The organism is Altererythrobacter chaiwopuensis, from assembly GCF_054957755.1.
This window is the reverse complement of the sequence record NZ_JBTXJG010000001.1, coordinates 624,125-644,613: the sequence shown is the minus strand read 5'-3', so window position 1 is coordinate 644,613 and position 20,489 is coordinate 624,125. Positions and strand designations below refer to the sequence as shown.

Genomic DNA, 20,489 nt, shown 5'->3' with positions numbered 1-20,489 from the left:
AAGGGCTCTTTGCCCCGGCGTGCGTTAAGCGGCTCAAATGATCTGCCGCTTTCGTGTGAGGATGGATTAACGGGCTAAAAATTTACGAAGCAATAGCGGCATAGAAGTCTCGCGACAGACCGGCTGCAAGACGCGCCGAGTCGTTGAACGGTGGCTTAATCGCCCCGCGAAAGTGGCGCGAAACCAGATTTCGCCAGCTTTCCTGAGGGGATTCGCCTGCCGCACGGGCGCGAGCGATAAAGTGCTTGGTGCCAATCGCTACATGGCGAATCTCGTCATCAAGGATTCGTTTCAGAATCCGTGCGCCGTGCTCATCGCCCTGCGCTTGCACCCGCTCGAGCGTGGAAGGCGTGACGTCAAGGCCGCGTGCCTCCAGCACCATCGGCACGATCGGAAGCCGGGCGCTGACATCGTGCCGCGTCTCGTGCGCGGCCTGCCACAACCCGCCGTGAGCCGGCAGCGCGCCGTAATGGCTCCCGATACTGCGAAGCTTGCGTTCAAGCAGTGCGAAATGCATCGCCTCATCGGCTGCGACCGAAAGGAAATCGGAAACGAAAACCGGCCCCATTTCTGCGCCGAAGCGCCCGGCCATGTCGAGCGCAAGGTCAATCGCAACGAATTCGATATGCGCCAGCGAATGCCACAGGGCTAAGCGGGCGCGCTGCGATCCGCCCTTGCCGCGTCTGGGCATACGGCCCGGCGGCAGCAGCTCGGGGCAGTCGGGACGCGCAGGTTCGTCCGGCATCTCCCCATCGAAAGTCCATTCGAGCCGCCCCAGCCGCCAGCTTCGCGCCACATCGCGCGCAGCGAAGGCCTTGGCGCGCGGATCGGCGGTGAGCAACGCCGCGCGGATTGCCGAAGCAAACGAGATCATGCCCAAGCGGTCATAGGGCCTTGGCTTCGGCCAGCACTTCGGCGGCATGCCCCTTGACCTTCACCTTGTTCCACACCCGGGCGATCTTTCCGCCCTCATCCACAAGATAAGTTGTGCGGACCATGCCCATATAGGTTTTCCCGTACATCTGTTTTTCAGTCCAGATACCCAGGGCATCGGACAACCCGCTTGCCTCCGTGTCACTGGCAAGCGGTGTCTTCAAGTCATGCTTTTCGATGAAATTGAGGTGCTTCCTGGGCGAATCCTTGCTCACTCCCAGCAAGGCCACGTTCGCCTTGTCGAATTCATCCTTCAGGGCCGTGAAATCCTTCGCTTCTGCGGTGCAGCCCGGCGTATTGTCCTTGGGATAGAAGAATATCACCAGCTTGCGCCCCTTGAAGTCTGACGGTTTCACCTGGCCGCCGTCGGGGGTTTCCATCGCAATATCGGGCAGCGTGCCGCCCACACCGGGAATTCCGTTCATAACCCTATCTCCAATTCTTCATCGAATGTTTCCCGCCAGACGCGCGCGACCATCTGCCGCGCAACCCCCAGATTACGCACAAGTTCGGCATAGGTCTCGCACTTGCAAGCCCGTGCCAGTGCCTGGGCGGCCGCAGGCGAAGGTTCGGCCAGATCCGGGGCGAGCAGCCTGCCCGCAACCAGCAAGCGGCTCATCAGATCGTGCGCCGGCTTGATTTCAGCAGGCAGAAGGCCAGCATCGACCAGCACCGCGACCGCTGTCGCGAGATCAGGATCGAGCCCGATTCGGTCACGCAGCTGCAGATAATGTATCACGAATTCGAGATCGACCAGCCCGCCGCGCAGCAGCTTCGCGTCAAGTGGGCCGCGCGGCAATTTGTGTTGCGCCATTTCAGCGCGCATCTTCAGAACATCCCGGCGCAGTTCGGCGGGCTCGCGTTCCTGCCCCAGCACGTCGGCGATAATGGCCTCCAACCTGGTGCGGCCGCCATCCGTTCCAATCAGCACTCGTGCCCGGGTGAGCGCCATATGCTCCCAGGTCCAGGCGGCTTCGCGCTGATATTTGGCAAAGGCTTCAAGCGTGACACTGAGCGGGCCCTGCGCGCCTTGCGGGCGAAGCCGCGTATCGATTTCGTACAGCGCCCCGTGCGCCGTCGGGACTGACAAGGCCGCACTCACGCGCTGCGCCAGGCGATTGTAATAATGCGTGCCGCCAAGCGGGCGGTCGCCATCGGACTCCGCCCCGGTCTCTCCGCTGAAGAGATAGATAATATCGAGGTCGCTCGCATGGGTCAGCGCGCCGCCGCCAAACCGGCCCAGTCCCAGAACCAGCAACTCGCTGTCTGGAATCGTCCCGTGCTTGCGCGCGAACTCTTCGCAGGCGGCCGCATGGGCAACCTTGAGGCCAGCTTCGGCCGTTCGCGCCAGGGCGGCGGCAATTTCAAGCGGATCGTGCACCGCTTCGATCAGCTGCAGCCCCAAGGCAAAGCGCAGTTCACCGGTAACGATGCGAATCCGGTCAAGCTGCCGCTCGTAATTGCGCGATGCGTCGCCCGCCTGCATGCGCGCGGCAATTGCATCGACATCGCCCGGCAGGTCAACCGCGCTGGCATCGATCAGCGTATCGAGCAATTCAGGGCGGCGGCCGAGTTCTTCGGCCAAGGTCGGGGCCAGTGTCAGCACGGCCATCAACTGATCAAACAGTCCGGGCCGCGCTTCGAGCAGCCGGAACAGGTTGACCGCAGAAGAGGCATTGGCAAGCACGCCTTCCCAGCGCAGCAGCGCGCGATCCGGGTCATCTGCTGCTGCCAGAGCCTCCATCAGTGCGGGAAGCATGGCATCGAAGGCTTCACGCGCGGCAGTGGATCGCAGGGCTCGATAGCGGCCATCGCGCCAGCCTGCGATGCGCTCCGCCAACCGCCCCGATTCGGCAAAGCCAAGGCTTTCGAGCCGCTCGGCTAACGGGGCAGGCTCCGCCTCTATCGGGACGGCCGAATTTCCGACATCAAGCAACCGATCATAGCTGCGCGCTACCCGCTCGGTTAACTGCCGCAGTTCTTCAACCAGGGCCGAACCATCCTTCAGGCCGTCAAGCCGGGCGACAGCATCCAATGCATTGGCAGCGGGCAGCGTATGCGTCTGCTGGTCATTGACCATCTGCAAACGGTGTTCAACCACCCGCAGCCGGTCATAGGCCTCGCCCAGCATCGTTGCCTCACCAGCCTCGATCCGGCCTGCCACAGCCAAAGCATCAAGTGCTGCACGCGTACCGCGCAGCCGCAAAGAAGAATCACGCCCGCCATGGATCAGCTGGTGGGTCTGGGCGAAGAACTCGACTTCGCGAATGCCGCCGCGTCCGTGTTTGAGGTTGAAGCCGGGGCCGACCACATTGGGCCCCTTATAGTTGGACCGGATGCGCGCAGTCAGCCGCCGGATCTCGTCGATGGCACCGAAATCCAGGCTCGATCGCCACACGAAGGGGCGCAGCGCCTCGAGGAAACGCTCGCCCGCCGCAATGTCGCCAGCTGCCGCGCGGGCGCGAATATAGGCGGCGCGTTCCCATGCCAGCGCCAGGCTTTCATAATGGGTCAGCGCCGCATTACAGGAAATCGCCAGCGGGCTGACTTCGCTCGCAGGCCGCAGGCGCAGGTCGACCCGGAAAACATACCCTTCCTCGGTGCTCTCGCTGAGTGTGCGGACGACTTCGCGGGCATAGCGCTGCGCCGCTTCACCCGGTTCGTCGCGGGGGCGGCGCGGCAGCGTGTCAGGATCGAAGAGCAGGATCGGATCTATATCGGAGCTGTAGTTGAGCTCATGCGCGCCATGTTTGCCCAGGGCGAGCGCGATCATGCCGCGCGGTTCCGCGCCCTCCACGCGTTTTTGGATGGCATCATTGATCGCCAGGTCAAGCGCGCGATCGGCAAGGTTCGACAATTCGATCATGACTGTGTCGAGTGAATACGCACCGGCCAGATCGCCCACTGCCAGCGCCGTGGCATATGCCAGCCGCTCGCGCCGCAGGGCGGCGCCCACATTGGGTGCGCCTTGCCCAGCCTGGCGCGCCCATTCCAGCGCGGCATCGCCCTCGCCCGCTTCCAGCAGCACCGCGAGTTCAGGCTGCCGCTCGAGCGCGCGTGCCAGAAACGGGGCTTCCTCCCGCGCCCGCGCCAATGCGTCCTGCCATTCGCCTGCCATTCGCGTTCCCTGCCCGCTCAAGCGAAGCCGCGCAAGCTCCTGCCGCTTGCCCCCACCCCGCTGCATATGCGAAGGGACGGCAAAGCTTTTGGAGAGGACCCCCAAAATGATGATGAGGACCCCAATTCTAATGGCAGGCGCGCTTTTGCTTGCCGCATGCGGATCGATCAAGGGGGATGCCGAGCTCGACATCCCCGATGTGGATGCAGGTGATATTTCCGAAGCGACGATGAGCGACCTGACCCGCGAACTATCGTCCGACGAGTTCGAAGGCCGCATGCCCGGCACGATTGGCGAAGAGATGACTGTCGCGTTGCTGACCGAACGGTTCAAGGCTGCCGGGCTGGAGCCCGGGAACAACGGATCATGGGTGCAGGACGTGCCGCTGATGGAAATTACCGGCAGAGATTTCGCCCCGCTGACGATCACCAATGGCGCAACCGATCTCGTCTATGACTATGGCAGCGAATGGGTTGGCGTATCCTATCGCGAAGATGCCCAGACCCAGCTGGCCAATAGCGAGCTCGTTTTCGTCGGTTACGGGATCAATGCTCCCGAACGCGGCTGGAATGACTATGCGGGCGTGGACGTCACCGGCAAGACGGTGGTGGTCCTGGTCAATGACCCCGATTTCGGGAGCGAAGGGCTGGAAGGGCCGTTCAACGGCAAGGCCATGACCTATTACGGGCGCTGGACCTATAAATATGAGGAAGCCGCACGCCAGGGTGCGGCGGGTGCGATCATCGTGCACGATACCGAACCCGCCAGCTATGGCTGGAACGTGGTTGAATCGTCATGGTCCGGCCCGCAAGCCTATTCGCAGCGCGGGAAGGATGCACCGCCGCTGACCGTGATGAACGGCTGGGTGCAGAAGGATGCCGCGCGCGAGATACTGGCCGCCGCCGGGCAAGACCTGGACAAGCTTTCTGCAGCAGCGCGAAAGAAAGGTTTTACCGCCGTTCCGTTGGGGCTGAACGCATCGACAAGCTTCAAGAACGACATTCGCCGCTATGCCTCGAAAAACGTGATCGGTATCCTGCGCGGAAGCGAAGCTCCCGATGAGTATGTCATCCACACCGCCCATTGGGACCATCTGGGCCGCTGCACGCCCGCACCCGATGGCGATGACATCTGCAACGGCGCAGTCGACAATGCCACCGGCACCGCCGCACTGGTCGCACTTGCCGAAGCACACGCCAAGGCCGGGCCTGCCGAGCGCAGCCTGGTGTTTCTGGCGGTGACAGCAGAGGAGCAGGGCCTGCTTGGTGCCTATTACTATGCTGCCAATCCGGTTTTCCCGCTGGCGCAGACAGTAGGCGGCATCAACATGGATGCGTTCCTGGTTGCCGGCCCTTCGAAGGACGTCACGGTAGTGGGTCCGGGCAAGTCGCAGCTCGACCAGTTCCTGGAGGCTGCGCTGAAGGCCGATGGGCGTGTGTGGACGCCCAACCCCAATCCCGAAGCGGGTTATTACTATCGTTCGGATCATTTCGCCTTTGCCAAACAGGGCGTGCCGATGCTCTATCTCGACGGGGGCGAAGATCTGATCGACGGGGGCCGTGAGGCGGGAGCTGCCATACAGGCCGAGTATCGTGACAATCGCTATCACGGGCCGAAGGACGAATTTGACGAGAATTGGGACTGGTCGGGCGTGATGGCGGACCTGCAGCTGTTCTATCGCCTGGGCCGGATGATGGCGGAAAGTTCCAGCTGGCCGAACTGGAACGAGGGCGACGAGTTTCGCGCCACCCGCGATAAGAGCTGCGCCGCGTCTGACGCCGGCTGCTGAGTCCATCGCCGGATACTGACAGGGAAAGCCGGCCTATGGCCAACCTCCTGATGCCGCCCGAATGGGCGCCGCAGCGCTGGCTGTGGATCGGCTTTCCGCATCTGGCGGACGAGTGGCCGGGCTGGCTTGAGCGTGCACAGGAGCAGATCGCCGCATTTGCCAGTGCCGTGGCCGAGAGCGGGCAGGAAGTGCGCCTGCTGGTGCGTGACGAGGCGAACGAAGCGCGCGCGCGCCAGCTGGTTTCCGCCCTTGTCACGCTCGAGCGCCGCACCTTTGGCGATATCTGGCTGCGCGATACAGGGCCGCTGGTCCGCAGCGACGGCTCAGCCCTTCGCTGTGCTTTCAACGGCTGGGGCGGCAAATATCTGATGCCCGGCGACCAGACGATCGGAGCAGAGCTGGCACACGATGCAGGGCTACCCGTAATCGAATCGGACTGGATTCTGGAAGGCGGCGCAATCGATGGTGACGGCACCGGCGCTGCCCTCACTACTGAGCAATGCCTGCTCAACCCCAATCGCAATCCGGAACTTTCGCGGGGCGAGATCGAGGCGCGGCTTGGCCGCGACCTCGGCTTTACCGACGTCGTGTGGCTCGGCGACGGGCTGATTAATGATCACACCGATGGCCATGTCGATAATCTTGCGCGCTTCGTTGCACCGGGCGAAGTGACGCTCCCTCGCGCAACCGGTACAGACGATCCCAATGCGGGAATCTATCAAGATGCGAAGGCGCGCATCCTGGATGCCGGCCTGAAGCTGCACGAAATTCCCTCACCCGGGCTGATCACCCGCGACGGGCAGATAGAGCCGGCAAGTTACGTCAATTTCGCCATCACCACGCATCTGGTCGTGGTGCCAACCTTCGGCTCACCGCATGACGCGGAAGGTGTCGCGGCCATCGCCGCGCTGTTCCCCGATCGCGAAACGATCGGATTGCCCGGTGACGCCGTGCTGGCAGGTGGCGGCGGTTTCCATTGTGCCAGCCAGCAAATGCCCGCCCTTTAACCCTTCGTTAGGGCGATGGCGCGACAATCACCGCCATGTCCAAGGTCATTACCCTCATGCGCGCGGCCGAACTGGCAAACAAGGTCGCCGAGGCCCGGGCGGAAGTGCTGCGATCCTCGATCGTGTGCACTTGCGCCGTGGCACTCATCGCCGCCGGCCGCGCGCTTCCTTTCTGACCTGACGCTCAGCTGCCGCGCAAATCCGGCGGGGTCGCGCCTTCCACCAGCATCGCAATCGCCTCATCGAGGCTCATCACCTTCTGGTGCTCGACGCCCAGTGTGCGCACCGCGACCGTGCCTTCTTCGGCTTCGCGCTTGCCCACCACCAGCAAATGCGGGACCTTTGCCAACGAGTGTTCGCGCACCTTGTAGTTGATCTTCTCGTTGCGAAGATCCGCCTCGACGCGGATGCCCGCTGCCTTCAGCTTCTCGACCAGATCCTGCGCATAGCCATCAGCATCGGAAACGATTGTCGCCACCACCGCCTGGGTCGGCGCGAGCCAGACCGGCAGACGGCCCGCGAAATGCTCGATCAGAATGCCGATAAAGCGCTCGTATGAACCGAAGATCGCGCGGTGCAGCATTACCGGTCGATGCTTTTCGCCATCCTCGCCGATATAGCTCGCATCAAGCCGCTCGGGCAGCACCCGGTCGGACTGGATCGTGCCAACCTGCCAGGTACGCCCGATCGCATCGGTCAGATGCCATTCGAGCTTGGGCGCATAGAAGGCGCCTTCGCCGGGCAGTTCTTCCCAGCCATATTCCTCGCTCGCCATGCCTGCTTCGGCCACCGCCTGGCGCAGTTCGGCCTCGGCCTTGTCCCAGTCTTCATCGGAGCCGTAACGCTGATCCGGCCGCAGCGCGAGCTTGATCTGGTAGGTAAAACCGAAGTCGCGATAGACCCGGTCGGCCAGCCGGCAGAATGCCTGCACTTCGGCAACGATCTGGTCTTCGGTGCAGAAGATATGCGCGTCATCCTGCGTGAACTGGCGCACGCGCATCAATCCGTGCAGCGCGCCGTGCGGCTCGTTGCGGTGGCAGCAACCGTTCTCGTAAATGCGCAAGGGTAGATCGCGATAGCTGGTGATGCCCTGCTTGAAAACCAGCACATGCGCCGGGCAGTTCATCGGCTTGATCGCCATCCAGTCTGCATCGCGCGAGATAAGCTCGCCTTCATCCGCGGTATTGGGCACCACATCGGGCACAACGAACATGTTCTCGCGATATTTGCCCCAGTGTCCGGACTTCTCCCACTGGCGCGCGTCCATCACCTGCGGTGTCTTGACCTCCTGGTAGCCCGCCCCGTCGATCGCGCGGCGCATATAGGCCTCCAGCTCGCGCCAGATCATATAGCCATTGGGGTGCCAGAAGACGCTGCCATGCGCCTCTTCCTGCAGGTGGAACAGGTCCATCTCGCGGCCCAGCTTGCGATGGTCGCGTTTGGCAGCCTCTTCCAGGCGGTGGAGATGCGCGTCGAGCTGCTTCTTGTTGAGCCAGCCGGTGCCGTAGATGCGCGTAAGCTGCGCATTCTTCTGGTCGCCGCGCCAATATGCCCCGGCAACCCGCATCAGCTTGAACGCAGCCGGATCGAGCTTGCCGGTGCTGGGCAGGTGCGGGCCGCGGCACATGTCGAGCCAGGAACCCTGTTCATTCGGGGCCCCGGACCAGTAGACCGTCAGCTCCTCGTTCTCGGGCAATTCCTGCGCCCATTCGGCCTTGAAGGTCTCGCCTTCACTTTCCCATTTCTCGATCAGCTGCTCGCGCGACCAGGCCTCGCGCACCAGCGGCTTGTCGGCGCGAATGATCCGCCGCATTTCTTCCTCGATCGCAGGAAGGTCGTCCATGCTGAACGGCTCGCGGCCCTCAGGCGCCATCACATCGTAATAGAACCCGTCATCGGTTGCCGGCCCGAAAGTGATCTGCGTGCCGGGCCACAGCGTCTGCACCGCTTCGGCCAGGACATGGGCATAATCATGCCGCGCGAGCTCCAGCGCCTCGGCCTCATCGCGGCTGGTGATGAGCGCCAGCTCCGCATCGCCATCGAAGGGGCGATTGAGGTCGCGCACCTCGCCATTCACGCGCGCGGCCAGCGCAGCCTTGGCAAGGCCGGGGCCGATGGCCGCCGCGACGTCAGCCGGGGTCGAACCGGCAGGCATTTCGCGGGAGGAGCCATCGGGCAGGCTGATCTTGAGCAATTCCGTCATCGGTTTCTCTTACATTCTCAACTGTCACGCCCATGGCACAGCCAAACGCGCGCTTGAAGTGCGATGTGAAGAATACTTGCCGATTTCGGGAAGACACCGCGCCACCCGAAACCGGGTGGCAGGCATCACGTTCAAGCCGCGATCAGCCGCCCCCGGAAATCCGAGGTGGTAGTTGTAGCGATCCTGGTCAGCAGCTTGGCCATTGGCTGCGTATAACGCGGCAAGGTCGCGATGTCATTACCCCGGCCGATTTGGAAAGCACCCGCGCCATAAAGGAAAGGTAACTTGACACACCGCGCGAATCTTGTAAATGGTGCTTTACACAAGAGCAAAGGAGCTTGTCATATGTCGAATATCTGGAAGGCAGCTGCGTGGGCGATATTGATCATCGCGGTCGCGCTTGCCGGGCGCAGTGAGGTGCTGCTTAATCATGACACGAGCGCGATGCTGGTCACCACGCTTCCCATACTGGCGCTTGCCTCGCTCAAGGGGCGCAGCAGTTGCAACTGGAGGGCAAGAGCATGAAATTGTCACCTCGGCGACTGGATGCCTTTCTCATCCTACCGCTTGGCGCTTCGCTGCTGATGATCGGCGAAGCAGCCAAGGAACGAGCCGTCACCCTGAACTTCACTGCCTGGGAACAGGCCGCCATTCTTGGTGCCGGCACGCTGGTATTGGTCTTTCTCGTCATCAGGGCGACCGCATTCGATCGCAGATGTAGCGAGGATTATATCTTCCAATTGATGGCCAACGCGGCGCTGGTTGCCATGGGCTGCATGGCTCTGGTCAATGTGATCTGGATGCTGGCGATGAAGTTCTACGCCATCCCCCAACTGACCGGCCAGAACATCACCGGTATCGCCATCCTGGCCTGGATATTGGCCTATTACTGGTATCGTCTGCGTGGGTTTCAGAAATGAGGAACCGGCTCAAGGTGCTGCGCGCAGAGCGCGACTGGAGCCAGCAGGATCTGGCCGAACGCCTTGGCGTGAGTCGCCAGAGTGTCAACGCGATCGAAACCGGGCGCTATGATCCCTCGCTGCCGCTGGCGTTCAGAATCGCCGATGTGTTCGCCCTGAAAATCGAGGAAATCTTCGAGCGTGATTAGGCGCTCAAGGACAATCTGCCCAAAGACAATCTGAAGGAGATAAATCATGATCAAGCGCGATCCCGCGCACGGCTTCGTGCGTCAAATTTTTACCGCGATTACTGCGGTGATTACAATTCATCTGGTGCTGTCGCCCACCCAGTTGCTAGCCGCCAACCCGGTCGAGCATGAACATATCCGCACCCAGATGAGCGGGGAAACAGGCCCGGTTGTCGTGCTGATCCCCGGCATGTCGACCCCTGCAGAAGTTTGGAGCGACACGGTTGAGGCGCTTGAGCCGGACCACCGCCTGCTGGTAGTTGAAGTACGCGGCTTTGACGGAGAGCGCGGCACCGCCAACGAACAGCCCGGCCTGGTCGACGGCGTCATCGCCGACCTGGCCAGAGATTTCGATGCCCGCCAACTGACGGCAGATGCAGTGGTCGGGCACAGCTTTGGCGGCCTATTGGCGCTCAAATTCGGCCTCTCCCATCCCGACCGGGTCAAGCAATTGATGGTGATCGATGCGCTCCCTTTCGCAGGATTGGAATTTGGCCCGGACGCAACAGCTGAGAGTGTAGCTCCGCGTGCCGACAGGATCCGCGCGACAATTACCGCCCAAGCCGAAGCCATGCGAGCTGCCGGGCGGACCGGCGTCGAAAGTGCGCCTGCAAATGGAATTTCGATCAACCCGGAAATTGCTACACGCGTCACCAATTGGTCGATGAAATCCGAACCCTTGGCAACAGCTCAGGCTGTCTATGAACTTATCACCACCGATCTGCGCGAAGAGATATCCAAGGTAACCATGCCGGTGACCGTACTTTATGCCGCCGGAGATGAGCCCGCCAAGTCAGCCGAGCAATACTCAAGAAATTACGCTGCGCTGTCCGGCGCCGATCTTGTTCCGGTCGAAAACTCAGCGCATTTCATCATGCTGGACCGGCCCGATGCATTCCAGACCGAACTGAAGGAGATGCTTGGCGAATCGAAATAGGCTTTAGCCTGCAAACTTGCGGGAGCCGGCAGCGGTCATCATCCGCCTGGTTCCCGCAAGCTCTTTTGAGCGATGGCGGACGTTCGCCATAAAGCGATATTCGCTGCTCGCCGCTTCGGAAGTCAGTTCGACCACCATATAGCCGCGCTGCGATGTGTCAGCGAATGTCAGGCCCGGATTGTGGCCCACTATGGATCGGGCGAGTCTTTCCGGCGCAATTGCGCCAAGATAGCTCTCAAGCCCCGGCGAGCTGACCGAATGCACCCCGAACTCAATCCCGACGCGGTTGCCCTGGTGGGCAAGATTGAAGGCCCAGGCATTGTGCGTATCGCCCGCCAGCGAGATGAGATTGGCATCGGCAGCCAGGGCAGCTTCGAACAGGCGTGCGCGCGCGGCAGGATACCCATCCCAAGCATCCAAATTGGCAGGCAAGCCGGCACGCCCGGCAATGGCACTTGCCTGCACCTGGCGACGCACATACTCTGGTGTATCCGCAGGCAGAGCTTCGGCCAGGCCAGGTTCGGCATAAAGCTCGCCCATCAGCACTTGCTGGACGAGCACCTGCCAGGTTGCGCCAAGCTGGCGTGAAGCCTTGAGGCGATCGCCCAGCCATGACTGCTGCGCGGCGCCCAGCATCTCGCGATCGGCCGCCCGGAAGCTGCCATCGCGAAAAGCTGCCAATGCGGTACCGATTTCCTCGGGTGTTCGCCTGCCCCCGATCACCTCTGCCAGGTCGAACTGCTTGTCACGCCCGGCCAATCTCGTATCCAGCCGCAGCAGGGTGGCAAGCTCGCCCACCTGATATTCGGCATAGGGCTCATCCGACACCGGCAGCCACTCGCGATAGGCGCGCATCGCCGCCGACTTGCGCGCTTCCCATGGCCCTTCGGTATCGGGCTGGTGGTTTTGCGCCCCGCCTTTCCAGCTGTCATTTGCGGTTTCGTGATCGTCCCACACGCTGATCATCGGCAATAGCTGATGAATCCGCCGCAGGTCTGGATCGCTGCGATAGGTGGCATAGCGCAGACGGTAATCGGCCAGCGCCACGATCTCGTTTTCCGGCCAAAGCACGCGGTTGGGGTTCGCCTCCCTCGCCGATGGATATGTGCCGCGCCCGTATTCGTAAATATAGTCGCCCAGATGCAGCGCCAGATCGAGATCGTTCGCTTCTGCGGCATGGGCATAGGCGTTGAACCAGCCGAAGCCGTAATTCGAACAGCTGAACACCGCCATGCGGAAACGCTCGACCGCGCCATCGGGCAGCGTGCGCGTGCGCCCGACTTCGGATTGCGTACCGTTCGGCGCGATGAAGCGGTAATAATACCATTGACCGGGGTCCAGCCCTTCGGCCCACGCCTTGGCGCAGCTATCATTGGCCGGGCTGGCGATCACATTACCTGCGGCAACAACGCGCACGAAATCCATCGCATCGCTCACTTCCCAGGCAAGCCTGGTGTCTTGCCCAGCAACATAGCGCGTCCACAACAACACCCGGTCTTGCCCCGGCTCCCCGCTCGCCACGCCATGCGTGAAGCCGCTACCGAAACCGCGCGCGGCCAGCGGCGCGGCAGCTGTTACTGCGGCTAGCCCGCCCAGCCGGAACAGATTGCGGCGGGTGAGCGGATGCGCCGGGAGCGCAGGCGAAGCAGGGGGGTCTGTCTTGATCATAGGTGCGATCTAAGCTGCGCCTGTGGCATGCAAATGACAAGCGATTCCAACGCGCCCCTGCATCGCTCCCTGCACAGCTCCCTGCACAGCTCCCTGCATCGCCCCTTGCGTCACCCATGCGAGGGCGGGCATGAGACAAGCATGAGCGACATCCTGTTCCACACCATGCCCGATGGCCGCCAGATCGCGCATCGCTTCACGCCGGGCAGCGGACCAGCGCTGGTTTTCCTGCCCGGCTATATGTCCGACATGGAAGGCGGCAAGGCCACCGCGATCTTCGAGGCGGCGCGCAGCGAAGGTCATGCCTGCCTGCTGCTGGATTATTCGGGTTGTGGGGCCAGCAGCGGCGCGTTCGCCGATGGCACGCTCAGCCGCTGGCGCGAGGAAGTGCTCGCGCTGATCGAGGCGAAAATCGATGGCCCGGTGGTGGTGATCGGTTCCTCCATGGGCGGGTGGCTAATGCTGCTGGTGGGCGAAGCGCTGGGCGGTCGGTTGGCAGGGCTGGTGGGGATTGCATCGGCGCCCGACTTTACCGAATGGGGCCGATCGGATTCAGACAAGCGCAAACTCGCCGCCGGGCAAACAGTGTGGGACGAAAATCCTTATGGCCCCGACCCCACACCGCTGCATCCCGGCTTCTTCGCTGATGGCCAGGCGCAGCTGCGGCTCGGCGGGCAAATTGCGGTGGATTGCCCCGTGCGGCTGCTGCACGGCCAGCGCGACCAAGACGTGCCGTGGCAGATCAGCCTGCAGCTTGCCGAAGCCCTTCGTTCGGATGATATACAGGTGACCTTGCTCAAGGACGGCGATCACCGCCTGTCGCGCGAGCAGGATATTGCCCTGCTGCTACAGCAGGTCTGGAGCCTGCTCGACTAGGAAACGCATAAAATGACGCTCACCGCCATACTTTTGCCCATGCTGCTGCAAGCCATCCCCGATCCCAGCAACATGAAAGTGCCCGACTATTCCGCCGAGGTGCAGGATCGCCCGCCGCGCAGCTCGTCGATCATCGATGCGCCCGAGGACTCCGGCTGGCTGGGCGAATGCCTCGAGCAGATCGAGGAAGAGCCGTCGCGCGCGCATGTCCAGGCACAGATTCGCCGCGACACGACCAGCGGCGATGACCGTGTGCTGGCCAATCACTGCCTTGGCCTGGCCGCGACAGAGCTGGGGCGCTGGGAGGAGGCACGCGCGGCTTTCACGGCAGCGCGCCAGGAAACCCCGGAAAGCGACGCGCGGCTGCGCGCGCGCTTTGGCGCCATGGCGGGCAATGCCGCGCTGGTTACCGGCGACACTGCTGGAGCGCTCGATCTGCTCGATGCCGCCCGGGCTGACGCCATCGCCGCTATGGCAGGAACCCTGCAGGCCTTGATCGCGCTCGATCGCGCGCACGCACTGGTGGAAGGTGGCGATCTCGAAGCAGCGGAGGTTGCGCTTGCCGAAGCCAGGACCTTGCAACCCGAGGATGCAGAAACCAGGCTGCTTTCGGCAACCTTGCTGCGGCGCCTCGATCGGCTGGAAGAAGCTCAGGAACAGATCGAAGAGGCCGCACGGCTTGCCCCGCTCGAACCATCGATCGGCTTGGAAGCGGGCGTGATCGCAATGCTGAGTGGCCGCGAAGAGGCGGCACGTTCGAGCTGGCTATCAGTCACTGCAATGGCGCCCGGCAGCCCCGAAGCCGCCACCGCCCAATCCTATCTAGATCAGATCGGCCCGGCACCGGCACCGCCTGCGCCCACTGCGGCTGAGGCCCCGCAGCCATGACCAGGCTTTCCGTGCTCGATCTGGTGCCGGTTCGCGAAGGCGGCAGCGTAAGCGATGCACTGGCCACGGCCACCGAACTGGCTCGGGCGGCGGAGCGATGCGGCTATGCCCGCTTCTGGGTGGCCGAGCACCATGCGATGGACGGGATCGCAGGCGGCGCGACATCGGTGGTACTGGCGCATATCGGCAATGCAACGAGCACCATCCGCATCGGTTCAGGCGGGATCATGCTGCCCAACCACACGCCATTCCAGATCGCCGAGCAGTTCGGTACGCTCGATGCGCTGTTTCCTGGCCGGGTGGACCTTGGGCTGGGCCGCGCGCCGGGTGCTGGACCCGAGCTTCAGCGCGCCTTGCGCAAGAATCTCAACCAGGCCGCCGATATGTTCCCGCAAGATGTGCTCGAGCTGCGCGCACTGATCACCGGCGATGTCGATCTGCCGATCGCGGCAACGCCGGGGCGCGGTGCCGGGATCGAATTCTGGATGCTGGGATCGAGCCTGTTCGGTGCCCAGCTCGCCGCCAGGCTGGGCATGCCCTATGCATTTGCAGCGCATTTCGCGCCTGATCACCTCGATGCCGCGCTGGCGCTCTACCGGCGGGAATTCAAGCCTTCCGATGCGCTCGAAAAGCCGCATGTGATGGTGGCGATGAACATATTCGCCGCGGAAACCGATGCCGAGGCAGAATTGCTCGCCAGCAGCCAGCAACAAAGCTTTGTCCGGCTGCGCAGCGGCCAGCCCGGCAAGCTGCCTCCGCCAATTGCCGGCTATCGCGATACCTTGCCCGCGCCTGCGCAGGCCATGCTCGACCATCTGGGGCAAGCCGCAGCAGTGGGCAGCCCGGCAACAGTGCGCGAGAAGATCGCGGCTTTTGTCGAACGGACAAAAGCAGACGAAATCATCTCCTGCGGGGCCACCTTTGACCCGGCGGCGCGGATCCGTTCGCTCGAATTGACAATTGACGCGCTGGCCAGCTGAATTGCGCGCGTTCATCTTTGATTATGCGCCTTGCCGTAGCGGAAAGCCCATGCAGTGTTGGGAATTGATGTATAGCTATCAAATGAGCCCCCGTGAGCGGCTGCCAACGAGACATTGCCGCTTGCGGGCCTGTAGCCATGAGCCTATCGGCGCATGATTGCTACGTGATTTAAGAATAAAATTACATGCGCAGGGCAGGCAGAGCCATGGTTTCAGAAGCCAGTAAGACTACCGGAAAAAGCAACGCCACCGGGGATAATGACGCGGTGATGGCCAAAGAGCTGGCGCAGCACATGCGCCGCTCACTGCTCCCCGGTGATACTCCTTTCTCCCCTGCCTCCTTGAAGCGCGCCGCGCAGTTTGTGCTCGATACGGCACGTCAGCGCGAGCCCGATCGCTCGGCGCTGGGGATGGTCTCGATCGCCGGTGACCGCCGCTTCCTGCGCATTGCCGTCATCAATGACGACATGCCGTTCCTGGTCGATTCGATCGCCGCAACAATTTCAGCGCAGGGGCTGTCGATCGACCGGTTGGTACACCCGATCATCCCGGTAAAACGCACCGAGGCAGGCAAGCTCTACGCATTTCCCAAAGGCAAGGACGCCGAAGGCGCCACGCGCGAATCGATGATCTATATCGAGACCGAGCGCTGCGATGCGCGCCAGCGGCGCGAGCTTGAGCGCCGCCTGCGAACCACGCTGGGCGATGTGCGCGCAGCGGTGCGCGATTGGCCCAAGATGCAGGCTGCCATGGCTGAAGACGCAGAGCGGCTGGACGATGCAGAGCATGTCGAACTGCTCGAATGGTTCAATTCGGGCATGCTGACCCAGCTTGGCCACATCACCCGCAAGCGCGACGGCAGCCATGGCCGGATATTGGGGATTTGCCGCAAGAGCGCGCGCCAATTGCTGGCGGACAGCTCATATGAACGCGCCTTTGCCTGGTTCGACGGTGAACACCGCAGCGGCAGGCCTTGTGACATATTGATCGTCAAGGCCAATCACGTGTCCAACGTCCACCGCCGCGTGCCGCTCGACCTGTTCATCGTGCCGCTGCGCGAAGACGGCAAGCTGACCGCACTTTCAATTCATGCCGGCGTCTGGACCAGCGCGGCTCTGGCGAGCCCCCCCCACAAGGTGCCGCGCCTGCGCCATGCGCTCAGCCAGGTGTCCGAGAAGCTGGGTTTCCACCGCGGCGGCCATGCCGACAAGGCCCTGATCCATGCCTTCACCGCCCTGCCGCACGATCTGCTGATCGGCATGGATAATAAGGATGCTCAGCGGCTCGCGACGGCCATGATGAGCCTGGTCGATCGTCCGCGCCCGCGAATGGTTCTTATCGAGGCGCCGCTCGCACGCCACCTGTTCGCCTTTGTCTGGTTCCCGCGCGATATGCTCTCGACCCAGGTGCGCGAGCGGATCCAGGCGCTGCTCACGCAGAATAAGGGCACCGAACTGCTCGACTGGAGCCTTGAAGTCGAAGGAGGCGCTCTGGCGATGTTGCGCTTTGTGCTCGACATCCGCCAGACTGGTGAGCCGCATGACGAAGCCGCGCTTGAAGCCCGGTTGCAGGACATGCTGCGCGGCTGGACCGAAGCGGTAGAGCGCCATCTTGCCGAGCTGGATGATCCATCGCGCGCCGCCGCGATCGCGGCGCGCTATGCCCCGGCTTTTCCGGTTTCCTACCGCACCGATTACGGCCACCATGAGGCAGCAATCGAAATTTGCCGGCTGCGCCGACTGGTGGCCAATGATGCCCGCGAACGCGATGTGCGGTTGTGCCACAAGAAGAACGAAGCCCCCGAACGCCTGCAGCTCAAGATCTACCAACAGCATGGCGCACTGCCGCTGTCCGACGCGGTACCCGCGCTGGAAAATTTCGGTTTCCGGGTGCTCACCGAAATGCCGACAGCGCTCGACAATGGCGAGCTTGGCACGATTCACGATTTCACGCTGGCCCTGCCCGATGGCGAGAAGGCGCAGGCGCTGCTCGACCGGGCGGAGATCATCGAGGATGCGATTGCCGCCGTATTGAACGGCGAGAACGAGAACGATCCCTTCAACCGGCTGGTGATCGGCACGGGCCTTTTGGCGCACGAAGCCGACTGGCTGCGCGCCTTTTATCGCTACCTGCGCCAGGCAGGGGTGAGCTTCACCATCTATACCGTGGTCGATGCACTGGCCAACGCGCCGCATGTTACGCGCGAAATGATCGCGCTGTTTCGTGCGCGGCATGATCCCCAGTTCAATGGCGCACGCGAAGATGCTGCCAAATCCGCCGGCGATGCTGTGCGCAAGGGCCTGATCAAGGTTTCGGCGATCAATGACGACCGCTTGCTGCGGCTGTACCACGCTTTGATCGAGGCGATCCTGCGCACCAATGTCTTTGCCCCGGCAAGCGAGGAGGCACTCGCATTCAAGATCGATTCCGCGCTGATCCCCAACTTGCCCAAGCCCGTGCCATGGCGTGAAATCTTCGTTTATTCGCGGCGGGTTGAAGGCATCCATCTGCGCGCCGGGCCGATTGCGCGCGGCGGCCTGCGCTGGTCGGACCGGCGGGACGATTTCCGCACCGAGATCCTGGGCCTGATGAAGGCGCAGAAGGTGAAGAACGCGGTGATCGTGCCTTCGGGCGCGAAAGGCGGCTTCTATCCCAAGCAATTGCCATCGCCGCAAAAGGATCGCGCCGGCTGGGCCGCCGAAGGGCAGGCCAGCTACGAGATATTCATTCGCACCCTTCTGTCTGTCACGGACAATCTGGTTAACGGCAAGGTCGTGCACCCTGAAAAAGTGCGCGTGCTCGACGGGGAAGATCCCTATTTCGTGGTCGCGGCCGACAAGGGCACGGCGCGCTTTTCCGACGTGGCCAACGGTATCGCCGAGCAGCGCAATTTCTGGCTGGGCGATGCCTTCGCCAGCGGCGGTTCGAACGGCTATGACCACAAGGCCATGGGCATCACCGCCAAGGGAGCATGGATTTCAGTCCAGCGCCATTTCCTGGAGATGGGCATTGATGTTCAAGCGGAGCCGGTGCGAGTGGTGGGCTGCGGCGACATGTCAGGCGACGTGTTCGGCAATGGCATGCTGCTGTCCAAGGCGATCAAGCTGATCGCGGCGTTCGATCACCGCCACATCTTTATCGATCCAGAGCCAGATCCGGCAAAAAGCTGGAAAGAGCGCAAACGGCTTTACGACCTGCCGCAATCGAGCTGGGACGATTATGACAAGGCACTCATCTCGAAGGGCGGCGGCGTGTTCCCGCGCAGCGCCAAAAGCATCAAGCTGTCCAAACAGGCGCGCGATGCATTGGGCATCGTTGCCAGCGAGATCGACCCTGATTCGCTGATCGCTGCAATCCTCCAGAGCCCGGTCGACCTGATCTGGTTCGGGGGCATCGGCACCTATATCAAGGCTGAGAGCGAGAATAACATCCAGGTGGGCGATCCCGCCAATGATGCGCTGCGGATCAATGCCGCCGACGTGCGCGCCAAGGTAATCGGCGAAGGCGCCAATCTGGGCGTGACTCAAGCCGGGCGCATCGGCTTTGCGCTTGGCGGCGGGCGCATCAATACCGATTTCATCGACAATTCGGCGGGCGTCGATTGTTCGGACAACGAGGTCAATATCAAGATTGCGCTGGCCGCCGCACAGCAGTCGGGCAAGCTCGCCGGGAAAAAGCGCAATGCGCTGCTCGAGAGTATGACCGACGAAGTCGCCGAGATAGTGCTCGAAGACAACCGGCTCCAGGCTCTGGCGCTGTCGATCGCGCAAATGGGCGGGGCAAAGGCGACCGCTTCGCACGTGCGCCTGATCGAAAAGCTCGAAGAGATGGGCGCGCTCGACCGCAAGACCGAAGGGCTGGCAGATCAGGAAGCCTATTTGCGCCGCGCCACAGAGGGCAAGGGATTGACCCGGCCCGAGCTGGCGGTGTTGCTGTCATCGGCCAAGCTGGTGCTGCAGGATGCCATTGAAGGCAGTGAACTGGTGCGGGACAGCGCGCTTGAGCCGCTGCTGATCGGGGCGTTCCCGCAAGAGCTGCGGCAGAACTATCGCAAGCAGATTTTCGAACACCGGCTGCGCGACGAACTGATTGCGACCAAGCTTGCCAACCGCATGATCAACCGGCTGGGCCTGATCCATCCGTTCGAACTGGCCGAGGAAGAAGGTGTCGGTCTGGCGCAGGTCGCCTCTGCTTTCATCGCAGTCGAGGAACTTCTCGGCATGCGCGAGATCTGGCAAGCGATCGAGAATGGCGACATGCCCGAGACGGCGCGACTGGCCCTGCTGGAGCGGGCGGCGGCTGCAATGAGTTCGCATATGGCCGATCTCATACGCCACAGCGGTGCCAGCATTGCACCAAGCACGGCGATCGATAAGCTGAGCAAGGGAATTGGTCTGCTCGAGCAAGCTGCCGAGCGGTTGCTCTCGGATGCCGTGCGCCAGCGTTCGCGGAAACAAAGCGAATATTTCGTCGACCAGGGCACGCCGCGGGCATTGGCCGCCAAGGTTGTGCACCTATTCGATATGGACGGGTCGATCGGGCTGGCCGGGCTCGCGCGCGACAGCGGTATCGAGCCCGAAGTACTCGCCAAGGCATTTATCTGGCTAGGCTCGAAACTGGGGCTCGACTGGGCCCAGCAGAGTGCCGAGGACATGATCCCATCCGACCCGTGGGAACGATTGCTGGTCAACGGGCTGGCGCGCGACTTCCAGCACATGCGGCTCGATTTCCTGCGGCGCACTTGCCAGGACAGGGGCAGGGTGCAGGCCGAGGTCGAACAATGGCTAGAGCGGCACAAGGCAGCCGTGACACAGTTCCGGAGCATGGTCGAACGCGCGCAACTGCAATCGCCGGTCGGCCCGGCAGTGCTGGCACAGGTCGCGATCCAGGCGCGGAATTTGCTCGAGAGGTAAGCGGGCCTGGCTAACGCGGGGCTTGACGGC

At 62.6% G+C, this 20,489-nt stretch carries 16 protein-coding genes; 11 read left to right on the top strand and 5 right to left on the bottom strand.

The features are described 5' to 3' along the window. Nucleotides 1-82 precede the first annotated feature (82 nt). From ACX2DJ_RS03255 to glnE, 3 genes are read right to left on the bottom strand one after another with little or no spacing between them, the layout of a single operon-like run. Entirely contained in the window at nt 83-874 is a 792-nt protein-coding gene (locus tag ACX2DJ_RS03255) for a ferritin-like domain-containing protein (protein WP_462570974.1), read from the bottom strand. Between the two features lie 10 nt (nt 875-884). Next, on the bottom strand, nt 885-1,358 hold the full coding sequence (locus ACX2DJ_RS03250; protein ID WP_462570973.1) for a peroxiredoxin: 474 nt from the start codon (nt 1,356-1,358) through the stop codon (nt 885-887). Further along, a complete protein-coding gene (gene glnE, locus ACX2DJ_RS03245) occupies nt 1,355-4,051 on the bottom strand; it encodes a bifunctional [glutamate--ammonia ligase]-adenylyl-L-tyrosine phosphorylase/[glutamate--ammonia-ligase] adenylyltransferase (protein ID WP_462570972.1) in 2,697 nt (898 codons plus the stop codon). The genes ACX2DJ_RS03250 and glnE overlap by 4 nt, the downstream gene beginning before the upstream one ends. Before the next feature lie 130 nt (nt 4,052-4,181). Between glnE and ACX2DJ_RS03240 the strand changes: the two genes are divergently transcribed. From ACX2DJ_RS03240 to ACX2DJ_RS03230, 3 genes are read left to right on the top strand one after another with little or no spacing between them, the layout of a single operon-like run. Further along, nucleotides 4,182-5,840 carry a M28 family metallopeptidase gene (locus ACX2DJ_RS03240; RefSeq protein WP_462570971.1) on the top strand — a complete coding sequence of 553 codons (1,659 nt, stop codon included), beginning with the start codon at nt 4,182-4,184 and terminating at the stop codon, nt 5,838-5,840. A 35-nt stretch (nt 5,841-5,875) separates the two neighbouring features. Beyond that, nucleotides 5,876-6,847, top strand: coding sequence for an agmatine deiminase family protein (locus ACX2DJ_RS03235; RefSeq protein WP_462570969.1), 972 nt, complete (start codon nt 5,876-5,878; stop codon nt 6,845-6,847). A 35-nt stretch (nt 6,848-6,882) separates the two neighbouring features. Next, nucleotides 6,883-7,023, top strand: a complete 141-nt coding sequence (locus tag ACX2DJ_RS03230) for a hypothetical protein (RefSeq protein WP_462570967.1) — start codon at nt 6,883-6,885, stop codon at nt 7,021-7,023. 8 nt (nt 7,024-7,031) lie between these two features. Here the strand turns inward: ACX2DJ_RS03230 and thrS are convergent, their stop codons facing one another. Beyond that, entirely contained in the window at nt 7,032-9,050 is a 2,019-nt protein-coding gene (gene thrS, locus ACX2DJ_RS03225; RefSeq protein ID WP_462570966.1) for a threonine--tRNA ligase, read from the bottom strand. Between the two features lie 345 nt (nt 9,051-9,395). Between thrS and ACX2DJ_RS03220 the strand changes: the two genes are divergently transcribed. Genes ACX2DJ_RS03220 through ACX2DJ_RS03205 form a run of 4 tightly spaced genes read left to right on the top strand, consistent with a single transcriptional unit; the run spans nt 9,396 to nt 11,134 of the window. After that, the gene (locus tag ACX2DJ_RS03220) at nt 9,396-9,575 is read left to right on the top strand and encodes a hypothetical protein (protein ID WP_462570965.1); all 180 of its coding nucleotides are present in this window, start codon (nt 9,396-9,398) and stop codon (nt 9,573-9,575) included. After that, a complete protein-coding gene (locus ACX2DJ_RS03215) occupies nt 9,572-9,970 on the top strand; it encodes a hypothetical protein (protein ID WP_462570964.1) in 399 nt (132 codons plus the stop codon). The genes ACX2DJ_RS03220 and ACX2DJ_RS03215 overlap by 4 nt, the downstream gene beginning before the upstream one ends. Next, nucleotides 9,967-10,158 (top strand): helix-turn-helix transcriptional regulator, encoded by a 192-nt coding sequence (locus ACX2DJ_RS03210; RefSeq protein ID WP_462570963.1) that lies wholly within the window; start codon nt 9,967-9,969, stop codon nt 10,156-10,158. Before ACX2DJ_RS03215 ends, ACX2DJ_RS03210 begins: the two co-directional genes overlap by 4 nt. A 46-nt stretch (nt 10,159-10,204) precedes the next feature. Continuing rightward, nucleotides 10,205-11,134 carry an alpha/beta fold hydrolase gene (locus tag ACX2DJ_RS03205; RefSeq protein ID WP_462570962.1) on the top strand — a complete coding sequence of 310 codons (930 nt, stop codon included), beginning with the start codon at nt 10,205-10,207 and terminating at the stop codon, nt 11,132-11,134. A 3-nt stretch (nt 11,135-11,137) separates the two neighbouring features. Here the strand turns inward: ACX2DJ_RS03205 and ACX2DJ_RS03200 are convergent, their stop codons facing one another. Further along, entirely contained in the window at nt 11,138-12,802 is a 1,665-nt protein-coding gene (locus tag ACX2DJ_RS03200; RefSeq protein ID WP_462570961.1) for an alkaline phosphatase D family protein, read from the bottom strand. Between the two features lie 141 nt (nt 12,803-12,943). Here ACX2DJ_RS03200 and ACX2DJ_RS03195 point away from each other — a divergent pair, with 141 nt between their 5' ends. From ACX2DJ_RS03195 to ACX2DJ_RS03180, 4 genes are all read left to right on the top strand, one after another. After that, a complete protein-coding gene (locus ACX2DJ_RS03195; RefSeq protein WP_462570960.1) occupies nt 12,944-13,678 on the top strand; it encodes an alpha/beta fold hydrolase in 735 nt (244 codons plus the stop codon). A gap of 12 nt (nt 13,679-13,690) precedes the next feature. Beyond that, the gene (locus tag ACX2DJ_RS03190; RefSeq protein WP_462570959.1) at nt 13,691-14,566 is read left to right on the top strand and encodes a tetratricopeptide repeat protein; all 876 of its coding nucleotides are present in this window, start codon (nt 13,691-13,693) and stop codon (nt 14,564-14,566) included. Then, entirely contained in the window at nt 14,563-15,546 is a 984-nt protein-coding gene (locus tag ACX2DJ_RS03185) for an LLM class flavin-dependent oxidoreductase (RefSeq protein ID WP_462570958.1), read from the top strand. The genes ACX2DJ_RS03190 and ACX2DJ_RS03185 overlap by 4 nt, the downstream gene beginning before the upstream one ends. A 206-nt stretch (nt 15,547-15,752) precedes the next feature. Continuing rightward, nucleotides 15,753-20,459, top strand: coding sequence for an NAD-glutamate dehydrogenase (locus ACX2DJ_RS03180; protein ID WP_462570956.1), 4,707 nt, complete (start codon nt 15,753-15,755; stop codon nt 20,457-20,459). Nucleotides 20,460-20,489: the final 30 nt, after the last annotated feature.

Excerpts from the sequence above, each read along its gene's own strand:
- ACX2DJ_RS03255 (WP_462570974.1), bottom strand. The coding sequence starts at position 874 with ATGATCTCGTTTGCTTCGGCAATCCGCGCGGCGTTGCTCACCGCCGAT.
- ACX2DJ_RS03250 (WP_462570973.1), bottom strand. The coding sequence starts at position 1,358 with ATGAACGGAATTCCCGGTGTGGGCGGCACGCTGCCCGATATTGCGATG.
- glnE (WP_462570972.1), bottom strand. The coding sequence starts at position 4,051 with ATGGCAGGCGAATGGCAGGACGCATTGGCGCGGGCGCGGGAGGAAGCC.
- ACX2DJ_RS03240 (WP_462570971.1), top strand. The coding sequence starts at position 4,182 with ATGGCAGGCGCGCTTTTGCTTGCCGCATGCGGATCGATCAAGGGGGAT.
- ACX2DJ_RS03235 (WP_462570969.1), top strand. The coding sequence starts at position 5,876 with ATGGCCAACCTCCTGATGCCGCCCGAATGGGCGCCGCAGCGCTGGCTG.
- ACX2DJ_RS03230 (WP_462570967.1), top strand. The coding sequence starts at position 6,883 with ATGTCCAAGGTCATTACCCTCATGCGCGCGGCCGAACTGGCAAACAAG.
- thrS (WP_462570966.1), bottom strand. The coding sequence starts at position 9,050 with ATGACGGAATTGCTCAAGATCAGCCTGCCCGATGGCTCCTCCCGCGAA.
- ACX2DJ_RS03220 (WP_462570965.1), top strand. The coding sequence starts at position 9,396 with ATGTCGAATATCTGGAAGGCAGCTGCGTGGGCGATATTGATCATCGCG.
- ACX2DJ_RS03215 (WP_462570964.1), top strand. The coding sequence starts at position 9,572 with ATGAAATTGTCACCTCGGCGACTGGATGCCTTTCTCATCCTACCGCTT.
- ACX2DJ_RS03210 (WP_462570963.1), top strand. The coding sequence starts at position 9,967 with ATGAGGAACCGGCTCAAGGTGCTGCGCGCAGAGCGCGACTGGAGCCAG.
- ACX2DJ_RS03205 (WP_462570962.1), top strand. The coding sequence starts at position 10,205 with ATGATCAAGCGCGATCCCGCGCACGGCTTCGTGCGTCAAATTTTTACC.
- ACX2DJ_RS03200 (WP_462570961.1), bottom strand. The coding sequence starts at position 12,802 with ATGATCAAGACAGACCCCCCTGCTTCGCCTGCGCTCCCGGCGCATCCG.
- ACX2DJ_RS03195 (WP_462570960.1), top strand. The coding sequence starts at position 12,944 with ATGAGCGACATCCTGTTCCACACCATGCCCGATGGCCGCCAGATCGCG.
- ACX2DJ_RS03190 (WP_462570959.1), top strand. The coding sequence starts at position 13,691 with ATGACGCTCACCGCCATACTTTTGCCCATGCTGCTGCAAGCCATCCCC.
- ACX2DJ_RS03185 (WP_462570958.1), top strand. The coding sequence starts at position 14,563 with ATGACCAGGCTTTCCGTGCTCGATCTGGTGCCGGTTCGCGAAGGCGGC.
- ACX2DJ_RS03180 (WP_462570956.1), top strand. The coding sequence starts at position 15,753 with ATGGTTTCAGAAGCCAGTAAGACTACCGGAAAAAGCAACGCCACCGGG.